The sequence below is a fragment of the Streptomyces sp. NPDC057136 genome (genome assembly GCF_042670885.1).
GTDB lineage: Bacteria > Actinomycetota > Actinomycetes > Streptomycetales > Streptomycetaceae > Streptomyces.
Genome location: NZ_JBHUUV010000074.1, coordinates 1 through 16,889 on the forward strand (window position 1 = coordinate 1; position 16,889 = coordinate 16,889).

At 68.1% G+C, this 16,889-nt stretch carries 15 protein-coding genes and 1 riboswitch; of the genes, 4 read left to right on the forward strand and 11 right to left on the reverse strand.

The window, feature by feature from the left end; translation table 11 throughout:
* Positions 1–42 precede the first annotated feature (42 nt).
* From ACFT7S_RS37995 to ACFT7S_RS38020, 6 genes are all read right to left on the reverse strand, one after another.
* Entirely contained in the window at positions 43–1,419 is a 1,377-nt protein-coding gene (locus ACFT7S_RS37995; RefSeq protein ID WP_382740931.1) for an aminotransferase class V-fold PLP-dependent enzyme, read from the reverse strand.
* Positions 1,420–1,594: 175 nt separating this feature from the next.
* Positions 1,595–1,711, reverse strand: a riboswitch (SAM riboswitch).
* Positions 1,712–1,793: 82 nt separating this feature from the next.
* A complete protein-coding gene (gene trpD / locus ACFT7S_RS38000; protein WP_382740934.1) occupies positions 1,794–2,858 on the reverse strand; it encodes an anthranilate phosphoribosyltransferase in 1,065 nt (354 codons plus the stop codon).
* A 123-nt stretch (positions 2,859–2,981) separates the two neighbouring features.
* On the reverse strand, positions 2,982–4,607 hold the full coding sequence (locus tag ACFT7S_RS38005) for a cytochrome bc complex cytochrome b subunit (protein WP_382740937.1): 1,626 nt from the start codon (positions 4,605–4,607) through the stop codon (positions 2,982–2,984).
* Positions 4,604–5,656: a Rieske 2Fe-2S domain-containing protein gene (locus tag ACFT7S_RS38010; protein WP_382740940.1), complete on the reverse strand. Its 1,053-nt coding sequence runs from the start codon at positions 5,654–5,656 to the stop codon at positions 4,604–4,606. The genes ACFT7S_RS38005 and ACFT7S_RS38010 overlap by 4 nt, the downstream gene beginning before the upstream one ends.
* Complete coding sequence (locus ACFT7S_RS38015; protein ID WP_382740943.1) at positions 5,653–6,462, reverse strand: c-type cytochrome; 810 nt, start codon at positions 6,460–6,462, stop codon at positions 5,653–5,655. The genes ACFT7S_RS38010 and ACFT7S_RS38015 overlap by 4 nt, the downstream gene beginning before the upstream one ends.
* A 55-nt stretch (positions 6,463–6,517) precedes the next feature.
* Entirely contained in the window at positions 6,518–7,138 is a 621-nt protein-coding gene (locus ACFT7S_RS38020) for a heme-copper oxidase subunit III (protein WP_266807862.1), read from the reverse strand.
* A gap of 187 nt (positions 7,139–7,325) precedes the next feature.
* Between ACFT7S_RS38020 and ACFT7S_RS38025 the strand changes: the two genes are divergently transcribed.
* A complete protein-coding gene (locus ACFT7S_RS38025) occupies positions 7,326–7,727 on the forward strand; it encodes a hypothetical protein (protein ID WP_382740947.1) in 402 nt (133 codons plus the stop codon).
* 55 nt (positions 7,728–7,782) lie between these two features.
* On the opposite strand, the gene ACFT7S_RS38030 is transcribed toward ACFT7S_RS38025, so the two are convergent.
* From ACFT7S_RS38030 to coxB, 4 genes are all read right to left on the reverse strand, one after another.
* Positions 7,783–9,042, reverse strand: coding sequence for an Ig-like domain-containing protein (locus ACFT7S_RS38030; RefSeq protein ID WP_382740950.1), 1,260 nt, complete (start codon positions 9,040–9,042; stop codon positions 7,783–7,785).
* Positions 9,043–9,172: 130 nt separating this feature from the next.
* Positions 9,173–9,571, reverse strand: a complete 399-nt coding sequence (locus tag ACFT7S_RS38035; RefSeq protein WP_382740952.1) for a cytochrome c oxidase subunit 4 — start codon at positions 9,569–9,571, stop codon at positions 9,173–9,175.
* Positions 9,568–11,304 carry a cytochrome c oxidase subunit I gene (gene ctaD / locus ACFT7S_RS38040; RefSeq protein ID WP_382740956.1) on the reverse strand — a complete coding sequence of 579 codons (1,737 nt, stop codon included), beginning with the start codon at positions 11,302–11,304 and terminating at the stop codon, positions 9,568–9,570. Before ctaD ends, ACFT7S_RS38035 begins: the two co-directional genes overlap by 4 nt.
* On the reverse strand, positions 11,301–12,269 hold the full coding sequence (coxB, locus tag ACFT7S_RS38045) for a cytochrome c oxidase subunit II (RefSeq protein WP_382740959.1): 969 nt from the start codon (positions 12,267–12,269) through the stop codon (positions 11,301–11,303). Before coxB ends, ctaD begins: the two co-directional genes overlap by 4 nt.
* A 270-nt stretch (positions 12,270–12,539) precedes the next feature.
* Between coxB and ACFT7S_RS38050 the strand changes: the two genes are divergently transcribed.
* Entirely contained in the window at positions 12,540–13,922 is a 1,383-nt protein-coding gene (locus tag ACFT7S_RS38050) for a cysteine desulfurase/sulfurtransferase TusA family protein (RefSeq protein WP_382740962.1), read from the forward strand.
* A gap of 20 nt (positions 13,923–13,942) precedes the next feature.
* Here the strand turns inward: ACFT7S_RS38050 and ACFT7S_RS38055 are convergent, their stop codons facing one another.
* The gene (locus tag ACFT7S_RS38055) at positions 13,943–14,917 is read right to left on the reverse strand and encodes a carbohydrate kinase family protein (protein ID WP_382740965.1); all 975 of its coding nucleotides are present in this window, start codon (positions 14,915–14,917) and stop codon (positions 13,943–13,945) included.
* A gap of 158 nt (positions 14,918–15,075) precedes the next feature.
* Here ACFT7S_RS38055 and ACFT7S_RS38060 point away from each other — a divergent pair, with 158 nt between their 5' ends.
* A complete protein-coding gene (locus ACFT7S_RS38060; protein ID WP_382740968.1) occupies positions 15,076–15,273 on the forward strand; it encodes a hypothetical protein in 198 nt (65 codons plus the stop codon).
* Between the two features lie 137 nt (positions 15,274–15,410).
* The gene (locus tag ACFT7S_RS38065; RefSeq protein WP_382740971.1) at positions 15,411–16,847 is read left to right on the forward strand and encodes a hypothetical protein; all 1,437 of its coding nucleotides are present in this window, start codon (positions 15,411–15,413) and stop codon (positions 16,845–16,847) included.
* Positions 16,848–16,889 lie beyond the last annotated feature (42 nt).

Consider the following 16,889-nt stretch of genomic DNA (forward strand, 5'->3'; position numbering starts at 1 on the left):
GGTACGGGCTTCCCCGTACCCGGCCGAAGTGCTGCGGTCCCGTCAGACCTGAGCCGTTCCGCGGTCCGGGACGCAGCGGCCGTCCTCCGTGCGGTACTTCCACTGGGCGCCCTCACGGACCAGCTCCTTGACCGCCCGTACGAAACGCTCGACGTGCTCGTCCGGCGTACCGGCCCCGAAGCTGACCCGGATCGCGTTCAGCGAGCGCTCGCCCGGACCGGCCTCCGGGGCGCCGCACTCGCCCGGGTCCTGCAGGTCGCTGCCCAGCAGGGTCCGCACCAGCGGGTGGGCGCAGAACAGTCCGTCGCGGACGCCGATGCCGTACTCCGCGGAGAGGGCGGCGGCGAAGTGCGAGCTGTTCCAGCCGTCGACGACGAAGGAGATGACGCCGACCCGCGGGGCGTCGTCGCCGAACAGCGAGAGCACCCGGACCTCGGGGACCTCCGCGAGTCCGGCACGGACCTCGGAGACGAGCCGCTGCTCGCGGGCGACGAGGGTGTCGAAGCCCGCCTCGGTGAGCGCCTTGCAGGCAGAGGCGATCGAGTAGACGCCGATGACATTGGGCGAACCGGCCTCGTGGCGGGCCGCGGTGGTGTGCCACTCCACGTCCACACCGCCGTCGGTGCGCCGGGCGACCTTGCGCGAGGCGCCGCCGCCGGCCAGGTACGGCTCCGCGTCCTGGAGCCAGTCGGCGCGGCCCGCGAGGACTCCCGAGCCGAACGGCGCGTACAGCTTGTGTCCGGAGAAGGCGACCCAGTCGACGTCCAGCTCCGCGATGTCCACCGGGTGGTGGGGGGCGAGCTGCGCGGCGTCCAGCACGATCCGCGCACCGTGGGCGTGGGCGGCGGCGGCCAGTTCCCTGACCGGCCACAGCTCGCCGGTGACGTTGGAGGCACCGGTGACGCAGACCAGCGCCGGGCCGTAGGGGTCGCGCTCGGCGAGCGCGCGCTCCAGGACCTCGACGGCCTGTCCCGGGGTGCGGGGAGCGTTGAGGTAGGTCACGCGGGCGTCGCGCCACGGCAGCAGCGAGGCGTGGTGCTCGGTCTCGTAGACGAACACCTGGCAGTCCGCGGGGATCGCGGCGGCGAGCAGGTTGAGGGAGTCGGTGGTCGAGCGGGTGAAGATCACCTGGTCGGTGTCCCGGCAGCCGAGAAACTCGGCGACGGTCCTGCGACTGCTCTCGAAGAGGTCCGTGGAGAGCTGCGAGAGGTAGCCGGCACCGCGGTGGACGCTGCCGTAGTACGGGGCGTACGCGGCGACGTCGTCCCACACCCGCTGGAGTGCCGGGGCGCTGGCCGCGTAGTCGAGAGCGGCATACGTGACTTCTCCTCCCGTAACGAGAGGAACAGTGACGTCCTTTCCCAGAACCGGCAGCGGGGCACAAATGGACTGGTCGATGGCAGCGACGGAGACAGACATGGCGAACTCCCGTAACAGGCAGGCGAATTCCGCGCGCCGACGAGTACGCGGCAGCGCAGGAGAAAGGAAAAGAGGGTGCGCGGAGAAGGGCGGAAAGGCCCTAACGCATTCGCTTGCTCACAAGAGACTCCCTAGGGACCAGGACCCCGGGGGTTGGCATTCACAGATGCCGAGGGGCCCGCGCTTGCCGTAGACCTCGCTGCCTACGGCCTGGTCTTCACCCGGGGCACCCCGCCACGGACGGAGGGTTGCCGGACAGCGAGCCGGGGCCTATTCGCTGTCACTCATGACCTGCCCAGCATCTTGCCATACGTGCGGACATACGCAAGGCGCGGTCCGGTATCCGGACCGCGCCCTGTGCGTACAGCGCCTGTTCAGGCGTTGCTGGCCGCCACCCAGCGCTCCAGCACCCGCTTGGCCGCCCCGGAGTCGATCGACTCGGTGGCCCGTGCGATCCCGGCGGCGATCTCCTCGTTCAGCGTGCCCGTCCCCCCGTCCAGGGCGACCAGCGCCGCCGCCGTGTTGAGCAGCACCGCGTCGCGTACCGGACCCGTCTCGCCGTCCAGCAGCCGGCGGGCGACATCCGCGTTGTACGAGGCGTCGGCGCCGCGCAGGGCTTCCACGGGCACCAGCTCCAGGCCGACGTCACGCGGGTCGAACGCCTCCTCGCGCACCGCACCGTCCCGGACCACCCAGACCCGTGACGTAGCCGTGGTGGTGAGCTCGTCGAGCCCGTCGTCGCCGCGGAAGACCAGGGACGAGTTGCCCCGGTCTGCGAGCACGCCCGCCACGATGGGCGCCATCCGGAGATCGGCGACGCCGACGGCCTGGGCGCGCACCTGGGCCGGGTTGGTGAGCGGGCCGAGGATGTTGAACGTGGTCTGCGCACCGAGCTCCTTGCGGGCCTTGGCCGCGTACCGCAGAGCGGGGTGGAACTTCACGGCGAAGCAGAAGGTGATGCCCGCTTCCTCCGCGACCTGCACGACCCGCTGCGGCGTCAGTTCGAGGTTGACGCCCAGCTTCTCCAGGACGTCGGACGCCCCGCTCGCCGAGGAGGCGGCGCGGTTGCCGTGCTTGACGACCTTGGCGCCGGCTCCCGCGAGGACGATCGCCGACATCGTGGAGATGTTGACCGTCTTGGCCAGGTCGCCGCCGGTGCCCACGATGTCGACCGTGCGGCCCGGTACGTGGATGGTGTTGGCGTGCGCGTACATCGTCCGTACGAGCCCGGTGACCTCGTCGACCGTCTCGCCCTTGGCCCGCAGCGCGACGGCGAAACCGGCGATCTGCGCGTCGGTCGCCTCGCCGCTCATGATGCGGTCCATGGCCCACGCGGTGTCGTCCGCGGCCAGGTCCTCGCCACGCAGCAGCGGGTTCAGCACGCCCGGCCAGGAACGAGCCGCCACGCTGTCGCCGCCGCCCGGGGTCACAACGTTCATGGTCCGCTCCTGGGGTCCACAGCCGATAAGGGGATGGCCTCCACCCTATCCAGCCCGGGAGGCAGCAAAGAGCCCCGTCCACTCGATGGACGGGGCTCTCGCTGTGGCGATCAGTTCAGGTGATCAGTGGTGGCCGTGGCCGCTGGTGATCTCCTTGTACTCCTCGGCAGTGGGCTTGGCGATCTGGTTGTCGTCGCCGTAGTAGCCCTTGCTGAGCTTGACGCGCAGCTTCTCCACCGGAGAGACCTTGCGCTTGACGCCGTTCTCGTCGACCGCCGGGCCGATCTCGGCCGGCTTGTACTGCTCGTGCGCGGTCAGCGTGTGCAGCTGGCCCGGGCTGAGCGGCTCGTGGATCTCGACGAACTCACCGTGCGGCAGGCGCTTGATGATGCCGGACTCGCGTCCGTGCAGCACCTTCTCCTTGTCGCGGCGCTGGAGGCCGAGGCAGATCCGCTTCGTCGCGATGAACGCGAGGACCGGCGCCACGAAGAACGCGATCCGCACGAACCAGGTGATGGAGTTGATCGACAGGTGGAAGTGCGTGGCCCACAGGTCGTTGCCACCACCGACGAGCAGTACGAAGTACCACGTGATCCAGGCCACGCCGAACGCGGTGCGGGTGGGCACGTTGCGCGGGCGGTCCAGGATGTGGTGCTCGCGCTTGTCGCGGGTGATCCAGGACTCGATGAACGGGTACACCGCGATCGCGACCAGAACCAGCGGGAAGATCATCAGCGGGATGAACACACCCAGGACGAGCGTGTGGCCCCACAGGTTGACCTCCCAGCCCGGCATCACACGGATGAGACCTTCGGAGAAGCCCATGTACCAGTCGGGCTGCGCGCCGGTCGACACCTGGTCGATGCGGTACGGGCCGATGGCCCAGATCGGGTTGATCGAGGCGATCGCCGAGACCATGGCGATGACACCGAAGACCAGGAAGAAGAAGCCTCCGGCCTTCGCCATGTACACCGGCAGCAGCGGCATGCCGACGACGTTCTTGTTCGTCTTGCCGGGGCCCGCGAACTGCGTGTGCTTGTGGTAGAAGACCAGGATCAGGTGGCCGACCACGAGCCCGAGCATGATGCCCGGCAGCAGCAGGATGTGGACCGAGTAGAACCGGGGAACGAACTCGACGCCGGGGAACTCTCCGCCGAACAGGAACATCGAGAGGTACGTGCCGACGACCGGCACCGACAGCACGGCACCCTGCATGAAGCGGACACCGGTGCCCGACAGCAGGTCGTCCGGGAGCGAGTAACCGGTGAACCCGGTGAACATGCCCAGGACGAACAGCAGGAAGCCGAACAGCCAGTTGACCTCACGCGGCTTGCGGAACGCACCCGTGAAGAAGACGCGCATCATGTGCACGAACATGGCGGCCAGGAAGATCAGCGCGCCCCAGTGGTGGATCTGCCGGACGAGCAGACCGCCACGGACGTCGAAGCTGATGTGCAGCGTCGAGGCGTACGCCTCGGACATCCGGATGCCCTGCAGCGGCTCGTACGAGCCGTGGTACACGACCTCGTTCATGCTCGGGTGGAAGAACAGCGTCAGATACACACCCGTGAGGATGATGACGATGAAGCTGTAGAGCGCGATCTCACCCAGCATGAAGGACCAGTGGTCCGGGAAGATCTTGCGCATGTTGGCCTTGGCCAGGCCGTAGATGCCGAGCCGGCCGTCCGCCCAGTCGGCCACCCGCTCACCGGCGGGTGCCTTGCTCTTCGTGTCGTTCGCAGTACTCATCCGCGCTCCCAGAATGCAGCACCGACGGGCTCTTCGAAGTCACCCAGCGCCTCGAGGTTGCCCTCAGTGTTCACGCCGATCCGCAGCTGCGGGAGCGGGTGACCGGCCGGACCGAAGATGACGCGGGCGCCGTCGGAGAGGTCGAAGGTGGACTGGTGGCACGGGCAGAGGACGTGGTGCGTCTGCTGCTCGTACAGGCTGATCGGGCAGCCGACGTGGGTGCAGATCTTCGAGAACGCCACGATGCCCTCGTGGGCCCACTCGCGCTCACGCTTGCTCTTGATGTCGTCCGGCTCGATCCGGACGATCATCAGGGCGGCCTTGCCCATCTGCGTCTGGAAGTCGTGCGCGTCCTCCTCCAGGCCCTCGGGCATGGCGAAGGTCAGCGAGCCGACGACGATGTCCTCGGGACGCAGCGGCTCCATCGTGTTCATGTTGATGAGTTGCTTGCCCCTGCCCCACATGGTGGAGCGGAGCTTCTTCTCCGGCAGCGGGCCGAGGTCGCGCAGCAGCATCACGCCGGAGAGCGGCACCAGGGCCAGCGCGCCGAACATGGTGTTGCGGATCAGCTTGCGCCGACCGATCGCGGACTCCGCGGCACCGGCCGCGAAGTCGGCCAGAACCTGCGCCTTGACCTCGGGCTCGGCCTCGATGGGGTGACGCTCTGCGGCCGTCTCCACGTCGGACATCAGGGTGCGCGCCCAGTGGACGGCGCCCGCGCCGATGCAGAAGAGCGCCACACCCAGGGTCATGCCCAGGGAGAAGTTCAGCGCACTCACGTGGCCGACCGGCCAGATGAAGACGATCTTGTCGACCGGGAAGATGACGTAGGACGCGATGAACGCGACCGTCGACAGCATGGACAACGTGAACATGAACGCGACCGCGCGCTCGGAACGCCTCGCGGCCCGCTCATCGATGTCCTGGATGCGCGGCTTGTGGGCCGGCAGCCCCGGGTCGGCGAACGGGTCGTCCGCCACCGCTACCGCGCCGTGCGCGGTGTCCTGCTCAACCGGCAGGATCTCTTCTGGAATCTCTTGGCTACTCATGACTTCTTGGCCTTAGCGGTGTGGGCCGCGACCCAAACGGCAACTGCGATCAGTGCGCCGAGTCCGAAGATCCAGCCGAACAGACCCTCGCTGACCGGACCGAGACCACCCAGCTTGAGCCCACCGGGGCTCGCGGAGTCTTCTCCGTTCACGGTCTGGACGTACGCGATGATGTCCCGCTTCTGCTGCTCCGGCATCGTCGTGTCGGGGAAGGACGGCATGCTCTGCGGGCCGGTCTGCATGGCCTCGTACATGTGCTTCGGGTTCACGCCTTCGAGGCTGGGGGCGTACTTGCCGTGTGTCAGCGCGCCGCCCTCACCGGTGAAGTTGTGGCACTGGGCGCAGTTGGTACGGAACAGGTCGCCGCCCTTGGCCGCATCCGCGCCCTTGGGGCTGACCTGGTTCTCGGTCGGCGTGATCGGACCGGCGCCGAGCGACGCGACGTACGCCGCGAGCTGGTCGATCTGTGCCTGGGTGTAGATGACCTTCTTCTTCGGTACCTGGGCGCCCGGCTGCTGTGCCGGCATACGGCCCGTACCGACCTGGAAGTCGACGGCGGCGGAGCCCACGCCCGCGAGGGACGGCCCGTCGGTGGTGCCCTGACCGCCGGTTCCGTGGCAGCTGGCGCAGCCTACGGAGTAGAGCTTCTTGCCCTCGTCGATAGCGAGGGACTGGGCGGTTTCGTCTGCCTGCGCCTTACCCGCAGGCGCAAAAGCGGCGTACAGCCCCCCGGTAGCCGCCAGCGCGAGGAGTAGTACGACGACCGCCGCCAGCGGATGGCGTCGTCGTGCGGAGAGCTTTTTCACGGATTACCCCGGTGTCAGGATCTTCTGCGTCGATGGTGTGTGGGTGCGAGCCCGGTTACTTGATCATGTAGATCGTGGCAAACAGGCCAATCCACACGACATCGACGAAGTGCCAGTAGTAGGACACGACGATGGCGGCGGTGGCCTGTTCGTGGGTGAACCTCTTGGCTGCGTACGTCCTGCCGAGAACCAGCAGGAAGGCGATGAGACCGCCTGTCACATGCAGACCGTGGAAGCCGGTGGTCAGGTAGAACACCGAGCCGTACGGGTCGGACGACAGGGAGAGCCCCGCGTCCTTGACCAGCTCGGTGTACTCCAGGACCTGGCCTCCGATGAAGATCGCACCCATCACGAACGTGATGATGAACCAGGTGCGGAGCTTCTTCACATCGCCCCGCTCCGCGGCGAAAACGCCGAGCTGGCAGGTGAGTGAGGAGAGCACCAGGATCGTGGTGTTCGTCGCGGAGAACGGGAAGTTCAGATGATGAGCCATCTCCTTCCAGTGATCCGGTCCCATCACCGATCGCAGGGTGAAGTACATCGCGAAGAGGGCCGCGAAGAACATCAGCTCGGAACTCAACCAGATGATGGTTCCGACGCTGGTGAGGTTCGGTCGATTGACCGACGGGTGCGCGTGCCCGGTTTCTACTGTCGTTGCTGTCGCCACGACCGACATTATGTCGGTCGCTTATCCCGCCCTCACTCCCGGGGGTGCCGTTCGGTGTGTCAACCGCGTGTGTCCTCCCCGAACGGCCCATCGAATCGGTGTCATTACCGGTGCTGACAGGCTGTTGGTCGGAGTACGATCCGCGCATCGGTTCATGCCCGGAGAGCCCCGAAGACGCAGATGTCACGGAGGAACAATGCAGCCGACCGCCACGGTCCTGGTCTACAGCGACAACGCCAACACCCGCGAGCAGGTGAGGCTGGCAGCAGGTCGCAGGCCGGCGGCGGACGTGCCCCCGGTGGAGTTCGTCGAGTGCGCGACCCTGCCCGCCGTCCTGACCGCCCTGGACAACGGCGGCATCGACGTCTGTGTACTGGACGGCGAGACCGCCCCCGCGGGCGGTATGGGCGTCTGCCGGCAGATCAAGGACGAGGTCTTCCACTGCCCGCCGGTGCTGCTGCTGATCGGGCGCCCGCAGGACGCCTGGCTGGCCACCTGGAGCCGCGCGGACGCCGCGGTGACCCTGCCGGTCGACCCGGTCGATTTCGCGGACGCCCTCGCGGCTCTGCTGCGGGGCAGGCTTTCCTTGGACGCCTGAGGGTTTCCGGTCTCCTGTTCGCGGTCCCGTCGAGGGGCAGCGCACTCCGGCCGGGTCAGACGTGGGGGCGCAGGCGCGCCGCCTGGACGGTGTCCCCGACCGTGCTGTCGGGCGTGCCGTTGTGCAGCGCGCTGCCCTTCTGCCACTTCTCCCAGGACAGATTCCAGTCGCCGAAGCCGTTGTCGAACGGTGTCATCGTGTCGCCGATGCTTCCGACGACCTTGACGATGTCGCCCTGGCGCACGGTGTCGTAGAACCATTCGGCGTCGCCCGTGCTCATGCCCGTACAGCCGTGGCTGACGTTGGCGTTGCCCTGGGAGCCGGTCGACCAGGGGGCCGCGTGCACGTACTCGCCGCTCCAGGTGACCCGGGTCGCGTAGTACACCGGCAGGTCGTACGACTCGGACGAGCCCTCGGAGATGCCGATGCTCGTACCGCGCATGCGTACGTAGTACTCCTTGCCCAGCACCACCTTGACGCCGTTGCGGGTGGAGAAGCCGGGCTTGCCCGTGGTCACCGGAATGGTGTTGATCACTTCTCCGTTGCGCTTCACGGTCATCGAGTGGGCCGAGGCGTCGGTGAGGGCCTCGATCCGGTCCCCGGTGGTGAGCTTCAGGGGCTTCGCCGCGGCTCCGTAGAGGGAGTTGGTCACCCTGATGCCCGTGAGGTTGCTCCGTACCTCGATGGTGGCGTGGGCGGGCCAGTACTCCTGCGGGCGGTAGTGCAGGTTCTTGTTGTCGACCCAGTACCAGGAGCCGGTGGCTGCGGGTGTCGACCTGACCTTCAGCGCGCGCTCCACGGTGGCCCTGGCGGCTTTGTCCTTCACCGGAGCGCTGAGTTCCGCCGTGATGGGCTGTCCGACGCCGTAGGTGCCCTTCTCGGGGCCGAAGGAGACCTTCAGCAGCTTCTTGGGCGAGGCGGTGTCGAAAGAGAGCGTACGGCTGCCGGGAGCGCCGTCCTCGTCCTCGGTGGAGACCTTGACGGTGTACCGGGCACCGGCCGCGAGTGGGGCCGTCGAATGCCAGCGCTTCCCGTCGGCGGCGAGCTCCCCGGCGAGATGGCGGCCGTCCGCGTCGACGGCCGTCACGTCGGTGATGCGGCCGTCCTCGCCCTTGACGGTGACTTCGAGGGGCTTGTCCGGGTCGGCCTTCTCCTTGCCGGAGGGGCCGTTGAAGGACACCTGCTCGGCCGCGTCGAACGGCCGTGCAGAGAGCGGATGACCATCGGGCTCGCCACAGGCGGTCGCACCTGCAACCAGGGTCACGACCAGCAGAGTGCAGCTCACTACGGTGCGGATGCGCGGCGTGTGCGTCATGAACTCAACGTAAGAAGATTCATCCGATCCAGCGCGTTCAATGACTGCAAACGAGCTAAAGGCCCGGCCGCTCAAAACGGAGCGGCCGGGCCTTTTACCAGGTGAAACGGGTCCTACGGGTGGTGCGGTGTCACTGGGTGCGGTTCTCGCCGCGGTAGTACTCGAAGACCCAGCCGAAGAGCCCGATCAGCAGGAGCGGGGCCGAGAAGTAGGCCAGCCACCAGCCGAAGATGACGCCCATGAAGAGGAGGGCCCCACCGATGGACAGCGAGAGGGGCTGCCAGCTGTGCGGGGAGAAGAACCCCACCTCGCCGGCCTCGTCCGCGACATCGGCTTCCTTGTTGTCCTGAGCCATCGCGTCGACCCGGTTGGCCGTGAAGGCCAGGTAGAAGCCGATCATGATGGACAGCCCGAAGGCCAGGACGAGCGCGGTGGTACCCACCGGCTCCTTCGACCACACGCCGTACGTGACGGCCATCGCGAGGATGAAGACGCTCAGCCAGATGAACAGCTTGCCCTGGATCTTCACTTGCCTGCCTCCTTGCCACCGGCGAGAGCCTTGTCGGCGTCGGAGTGGTGCTCAAGCAGCTCGAGCGCCGCGATCTCCGGGTGGTGCAGGTCGAACGCCGGGGATTCGGAACGGATCCGCGGCAGCGTGAGGAAGTTGTGCCGCGGCGGCGGGCAGGACGTGGCCCACTCCAGCGAACGGCCGTAACCCCACGGGTCGTCGACCTCGACCTTCTTGCCGTACTTGGCGGTCTTCCACACGTTGTAGAGGAACGGCAGCATCGACAGGCCGAGCAGGAACGAGGAGATCGTCGAGATCGTGTTCAGAGCGGTGAAGCCGTCGGCCGCGAGGTAGTCCGCGTAGCGCCGCGGCATGCCCTCGGCACCGAGCCAGTGCTGCACCAGGAACGTGCCGTGGAAGCCCACGAACAGCGTCCAGAACGTGATCTTGCCGAGCCGCTCGTCCAGCATCTTGCCCGTGAACTTCGGCCACCAGAAGTGGAATCCGGAGAACATCGCGAAGACCACCGTGCCGAAGACGACGTAGTGGAAGTGCGCGACCACGAAGTACGAGTCGGAGACGTGGAAGTCCATCGGAGGCGAGGCCAGGATGACGCCGGTCAGACCACCGAAGGTGAAGGTGATCAGGAAGCCGACGGCCCAGAGCATCGGTGTCTCGAAGGACAACGACCCCTTCCACATCGTGCCGATCCAGTTGAAGAACTTCACACCGGTCGGTACCGCGATGAGGAAGGTCATGAACGAGAAGAACGGCAACAGCACGCCGCCCGTGACGTACATGTGGTGCGCCCACACCGTCACGGAGAGACCCGCGATGGAGATCGTGGCCGCGATCAGGCCGATGTAGCCGAACATCGGCTTGCGGCTGAATACCGGGATCACTTCGGAAATGATTCCGAAGAATGGCAGGGCAATGATGTACACCTCTGGATGGCCGAAGAACCAGAAGAGGTGTTGCCAGAGCAATGCGCCGCCATTGGCCGCGTCGAAGATGTGCGCACCGAATTTACGGTCCGCCTCCAGCGCGAAGAGCGCGGCTGCCAGCACCGGGAAGGCGAGCAGGACCAGCACACCGGTCAGCAGCACGTTCCAGGTGAAGATCGGCATACGGAACATCGTCATGCCGGGCGCGCGCATGCAGATGATCGTGGTGATGAAGTTGACCGAACCGAGGATCGTGCCGAATCCGGAGAAGGCCAGACCCATGATCCACATATCGGCGCCGACACCCGGCGAGCGGACGGCGTCCGACAGCGGGGAGTAGGCGAACCAGCCGAAGTCGGCCGCACCCTGCGGGGTCAGGAAGCCCGCCACCGCGATGATCGAGCCGAAGAGGTACAGCCAGTACGCGAACATGTTCAGCCGCGGGAACGCCACGTCGGGCGCACCGATCTGTAGCGGCATGATCCAGTTGGCGAATCCGGCGAAGAGCGGCGTCGCGAACATCAGCAGCATAATCGTGCCGTGCATCGTGAACGCCTGGTTGAACTGCTCGTTCGACATGATCTGCGTGCCCGGACGGGCCAGCTCGGCGCGCATGAAGAGCGCCATGAGTCCGCCGATGCAGAAGAACACGAACGACGTGACCAGGTAGAGCGTGCCGATCGTCTTGTGGTCAGTGGTGGTCATCCACTTGATGACGACGTTTCCCGGCTGCTTGCGCCGTACCGGCAGCTCGTCCTCGTACGAGTCGTCTGCTGCCGCGGCACCCTGAGGTTCGTTGAGGATGCTCACAGTTTGTTCGTCTCCGCATTCCTGGCCGGGTCCGTCTGCTCGATGCCTGCCGGCACGTAGCCCGTCTGACCCTTCTCCGCCAGCTCCTTGAGGTGCTGCTGGTAACGCTCGGGGGAGACGACCTTGACGTTGAAGAGCATCCGGGAGTGGTCGGCGCCACAGAGTTCGGCGCACTTACCCATGAAGGTGCCCTCCCGGTTGGGAGTGACCTCGAACGCGTTGGTGTGGCCCGGAATGACGTCCTGCTTCATGAGGAACGGCACCACCCAGAAGGAGTGGATGACGTCACGCGAAGTCAGGACGAAGCGGACCTTCTCGCCCTTCGGCAGCCACAGGGTCGGACCCGGGTTGCCGTTCTGCGGGTTACGGGTACCGGGGATGCCCACGTCGTAGACGCCGCCGGCGCCCTCGGGGAAGTCCTCGCGGTACCGGTCGGGGATGGCGTCGAGCTCCTTGGGGATCTCGCTGCCGGCGGAGGGCTGGCCCTCCACCTTCTCGATGTAGTTGAAGCCCCAGCTCCACTGGTAGCCGACCACATTGATGGTGTGGGGCGGCTTGTCCTCGAGCGCCAGGAGCTTCGATTCATCGCGCGCGGTGAAGTAGAAGAGCACCGAGACGATGATGAGGGGAACCACTGTGTACAACGCCTCGATGGGCATGTTGTACCTGGTCTGCGGAGGGACCTCCACCTTGGTGCGCGTACGCCGGTGGAAGATGACGCTCCAGATGATCAGCCCCCAGACAAGGACACCCGTGACGAGCGCTGCCGCCCACGAGCCTTGCCAGAGGGAGAGGATCCGAGGGGCCTCTTCCGTTACCGGTGTGGGCATACCGAGGCGGGGAAAATCTTCCCAGTTGTACGAACAACCTGAGGCCGTCGCCAGAACCAGGCCCGCAGTCAGCACCTGCGGCAGCTTCCGCCGCATCGGGCGCCGCGACGAGCGGTCGGAGCCGTTGGGACTCACGTAGCGCCTTCCCGAGAGTCTCGCCCGCACGGTCGGCGCGCCCGTCTCTCTGGTCGGTCGCCGGCCCTGACGCGGGCAGGGGTTTGGATGTTTATGCGGACCAAACCCTACTGGACGCTATCTGGGGTCGCGCGGGGAGGGTGCCCAACGCGCCGTCCGACTCCCCGAAGGGATGGAATCCTGGCCTCCGGGCGCCATCTGACGCCCCCTCTCCTGCCACGACGGGCGTCTCCTTCCGTACGGCCGGCCCGCTGCGGCTAGCGTGGCACCGTGCCCTACTTCGACGCCGCCTCCTCGGCCCCACTGCATCCCGTCGCCCGCCAGGCGCTGCTTGCTTCACTCGACGAGGGCTGGGCCGATCCGGCCAGGCTGTACCGGGAGGGGCGGCGGGCGCGGATGCTGCTGGACGCCGCCCGGGAGGCCGCAGCCGAGGCCGTCGGATGCCGCCCCGACGAGCTCGTGTTCACCTCGTCGGGGACCCGGGCGGTGCACTCCGGGATTGCCGGGGCCCTTTCCGGGCGTCGGCGTGTCGGCCGCCACCTGGTCGTATCCGCCGTCGAGCATTCGGCGGTGCTCTATTCGGCAGCCACCCATGAGGCGGCGGGCGGCTCGTTCTCCGAGGTGGCCGTCGACCGGTCCGGGGCGGTCGGCCCCGCGGCCTTCGCCGAGGCCCTGCGCGAGGACACCGCGCTGGCCTGTCTGCAGTCCGCCAACCACGAGGTCGGCACCGAGCAGCCGGTGGCCGAGGTCGCCGGGATCTGTGGCTCGGCGGGGGTACCGCTGCTGGTGGACGCGGCCCAGTCGCTGGCCTGGGGGCCGGTGCCCGAGGGCTGGTCACTGCTGGCCGCCAGTGCCCACAAGTGGGGCGGACCGGCGGGTGTGGGGTTGCTTGCCGTACGCAAGGGGGTCCGGTTCGCCCCTCAAGGCCCTGCGGACGAGCGGGAGTCGGGGCGCGCCGCCGGGTTCGAGAACCTTCCGGCGATCGTGGCGGCGGCGGCCTCACTGCGGGCGGTGCGGGCCGAATCGGCGGCCGAGTCCGTACGGCTGCGGGCCCTGGTGGACCGGATCAGGACGCGGGTTCCGCAGCTGGTGGCCGATGTGGAGGTGGTCGGCGATCCCGTGCGCCGACTGCCGCACCTGGTGACCTTCTCCTGTCTCTATGTCGACGGGGAGACAGTGCTCCAGGAGCTGGACCGCGCCGGATTCTCCGTATCGTCCGGTTCGTCCTGTACGAGCAGCACACTGATGCCGAGCCATGTGCTCAAGGCGATGGGGGTGCTCTCGGAGGGGAACGTCCGCGTATCGCTGCCCCTCGGCACCACCGAGGCAGACGTCGACCGCTTCCTGGATGTGCTTCCCGGAGTCGTCGCCGGTGTACGGGAACGGCTGGGCGCCCCCGTCCATGCGGCCCCCTCCCCCGCCGCGACGGCCTCGCTCGTCGTCGACGCGCTGGGCAAGCGCTGCCCGATCCCGGTGATCGAGCTCGCAAAGGTGATCGGGGACGTACCGGTGGGCGGCACGGTGACGGTCCTCGCCGATGACGAGGCGGCGCGGCTCGACATCCCCGCCTGGTGCGAGATGCGCGAGCAGGAGTACGCGGGTGAGGAGCCGGCGGACCAGGGCTCGGCCTATCTGGTCCGCCGGCTCCACTGAGCCGGTTCCGGGAGTTCGGCTCAGGAGAGGTGCGCCTGGACCTCGGCGGCGGCCTCGTGGCCGTACGCCTTGGTGAAGCGGTCCATGAAGTGAGTGCGGCGCAGGGTGTACTCCTGCGTCCCGACCGTCTCGATGACCAGGGTGGCGAGCATGCAGCCGACCTGGGCGGCACGCTCCAGGCCGACACCCCAGGCCAGACCGGAGAGGAAGCCGGCGCGGAAGGCGTCGCCGACGCCGGTCGGGTCGGCCTTCTGCTCCTCGTCGGGACAGCCGACCTCGATCGTCGCCTCGCCGACGCGCTCGATCCGGACGCCGCGGGCGCCGAGCGTGGTGACCCGGTGGCCGACCTTGGCCAGGATCTCCTCGTCGGTCCAGCCCGTCTTGGACTCGATGAGCCCCTTCTCGTACTCGTTGGAGAAGAGGTACGTGGCGCCGTCGAGGAGGATGCGGATCTCATCGCCGTCCATCCGCGCGATCTGCTGCGAGAAGTCCGCGGCGAACGGGATGCCGCGGGTGCGGCACTCCTCGGTGTGGCGGAGCATCGCCTCGGGGTCGTCGGCGCCGATCGAGACGAGATCGAGGCCGCCCACGCGGTCGGCGACGCGCTTCAGCTCGATCAGCCGGGCCTCGCTCATCGCACCCGTGTAGAAGGAGCCGATCTGGTTGTGGTCGGCGTCCGTCGTGCAGACGAAGCGGGCCGTGTGCAGGACTTCGGAGATCCGGACGGAGCCGGTGTCGACGCCGTGCCGGTCGAGCCAGGCGCGGTACTCGTCGAAGTCCGAACCGGCCGCGCCGACCAGGACCGGGCGGGTGCCGAGCAGTCCCATGCCGAAGGAGATGTTGGCCGCGACACCGCCCCGGCGCACATCGAGGTTGTCGACCAGGAACGAGAGCGAGACCGTGTGCAGCTGGTCGGCGACCAGCTGGTCCGCAAAACGGCCGGGGAAGGTCATGAGGTGGTCAGTGGCGATGGAGCCGGTGACTGCAATGCGCACGGGGATGCTGCTCCTGCGGAAAGCGGAGGAAACGCGCGAGCGCCCTCCGGGACGGCGTGACACTTCACGCTACCGGTTCGCCGCACCAGGCCCGAAAAGGGAAAATTACCCGATAGTAGGGCTTTCTACCTGAGCTACCGCGTGCGTACGGTGCGGATATGTCGAAGCACATCGCCCCGCGCGAATCCGAGATGAGCCTGGCCGAGCTGCGCGGAGACTGCGCGCGGATGGCGCCGCACTGGGTGGTACCCACGAAGACTGCCACGGCGCCGGTGACTCCGTCCTTGATTCACGGAGTCACGGTGCCACCCGCCTCCGCCCGGCTCATCGACGCGATGTCCGAGTACGGCGACTGAGAACGCCGGCGGTTCCGGCGGAGGCTCCCCGTGCTCCGCCGTGGAACCGCGCGCTCCCCTGCTCCGTCCCACCGGTGTCCCCACTCGGGAGACAGACGGTAAGGCCGACAGGCGAATGCAGTCGAAGGAGCGATCCGGTGAGCACCGAGCGACCTGACAACGACGTGTCCGGCCCACGGCGGCGGCGTTCGCCCCTCGCTGTCGCCTCGGTGGCGGCTGCGGTGCTGCTCGCCGGAGGCGGTGGCGCGTACTGGGCCGCCGCGGCTGCGGGCGGCGACGGCGCCGCGGACGACAGTGCGGCGGCCCGCGGTGACCGCACCCCTCCCCTGCTCTCCCTGGACCTGCCGGCCGACAGCCCCTCCGCGCCGTCGAGGGGCATCGCCCCCGGCGAACCGCCGCCCGGCGGGGACGGAGTCGTCTACCGGGCCTCCGGCGAGCTGCCCGACGGCCCCGACACGGCGGCAGTCCACCGCTCGACGGGCACGGTGAGCGCGGCAGAGGTCGCCCGGCTTGCGCGGGCGCTCGAACTGGACGGCACCCCCAGGGCGGAGGGCACCGTCTGGAAGGTGGGCACCGACAAGGACGGCTCCGGTCCCGTCCTCCAGGTCAACAAGCAGGCGCCGGGCACCTGGACCTTCGCCCGGTACGGCTCGGGCGGCCCGGACCAGTGCGCCTCCGAGACGGTCTGCGCGGGCAAGACCACCGGGGACGCCACGGCGGGCCAGGCCGTCCCGGTGAGCGAGAAGGCCGCCAAGGCAGCGGCGACGCCTGTGCTCAAGGCGCTGGGCCAGGAAAAGGCCGCTCTCGACGCCGACCAACTGATGGGCTCCATACGGGTAGTGAACGCCGACCCGGTGATCGGCGGGCTGCCGACGTACGGCTGGGCGACCGGGATTCAGGTGGGCGCCGACGGTGAAGTGGTGGGCGGCAGCGGGCAGTTGAAGGGCCTGGAGAAGGGCGACACCTATCCGGTGATCGGCGCCGGAGACGCGCTGAAGCAGTTGAACGCCGCGTCCAAGGGCGGCGGCACTCCCGATGTCGGCGGGTGCGCCACCCCCGTACCCACGGAGGGCGAGCAGACGGTCCCTCCGGCGGACTGCGCGATGCCGCGTGAGGCCGCGAAGCCGATCGTGATGACGGTGGACAAGGCGGTGTTCGGGCTCGCCACGCAGTACGTGGACGGTGAGCAGACGCTCGTGCCGTCCTGGCTGTTCTCGGTGCGGCCCACCACGGGCGGACCGGGCAGCACGGTCTCGCAGGTGGCGGTGGACCCGGCGCACCTGACGAAGCCGGAGCCCGCCCCGAAGACCGGGGACCGGCGGATCACGTCGTACAGCGCGGACGGGCGAACTCTGACGGTGACGTTCTGGGGCGGTGTGTGCAGCACCTACTCGGCGCACGCCGAGGAGAGTGCGGGCCAGGTGCGGGTGTCCGTCACGGAGTCCACGGAGGACGAGAAGAAGGTCTGCATTCTGATCGCCAAGGAGCTGAAGCGGACGGTGACGCTGGACGAACCGGTGGGCGACCGGAGGATCGTGGACGCGGCCTCGGGAGCCGTTGTACCGCGCGCCTGAGCGCATAGGCACATCAGCGCATACGGCTGCGGCGGCTGTCCC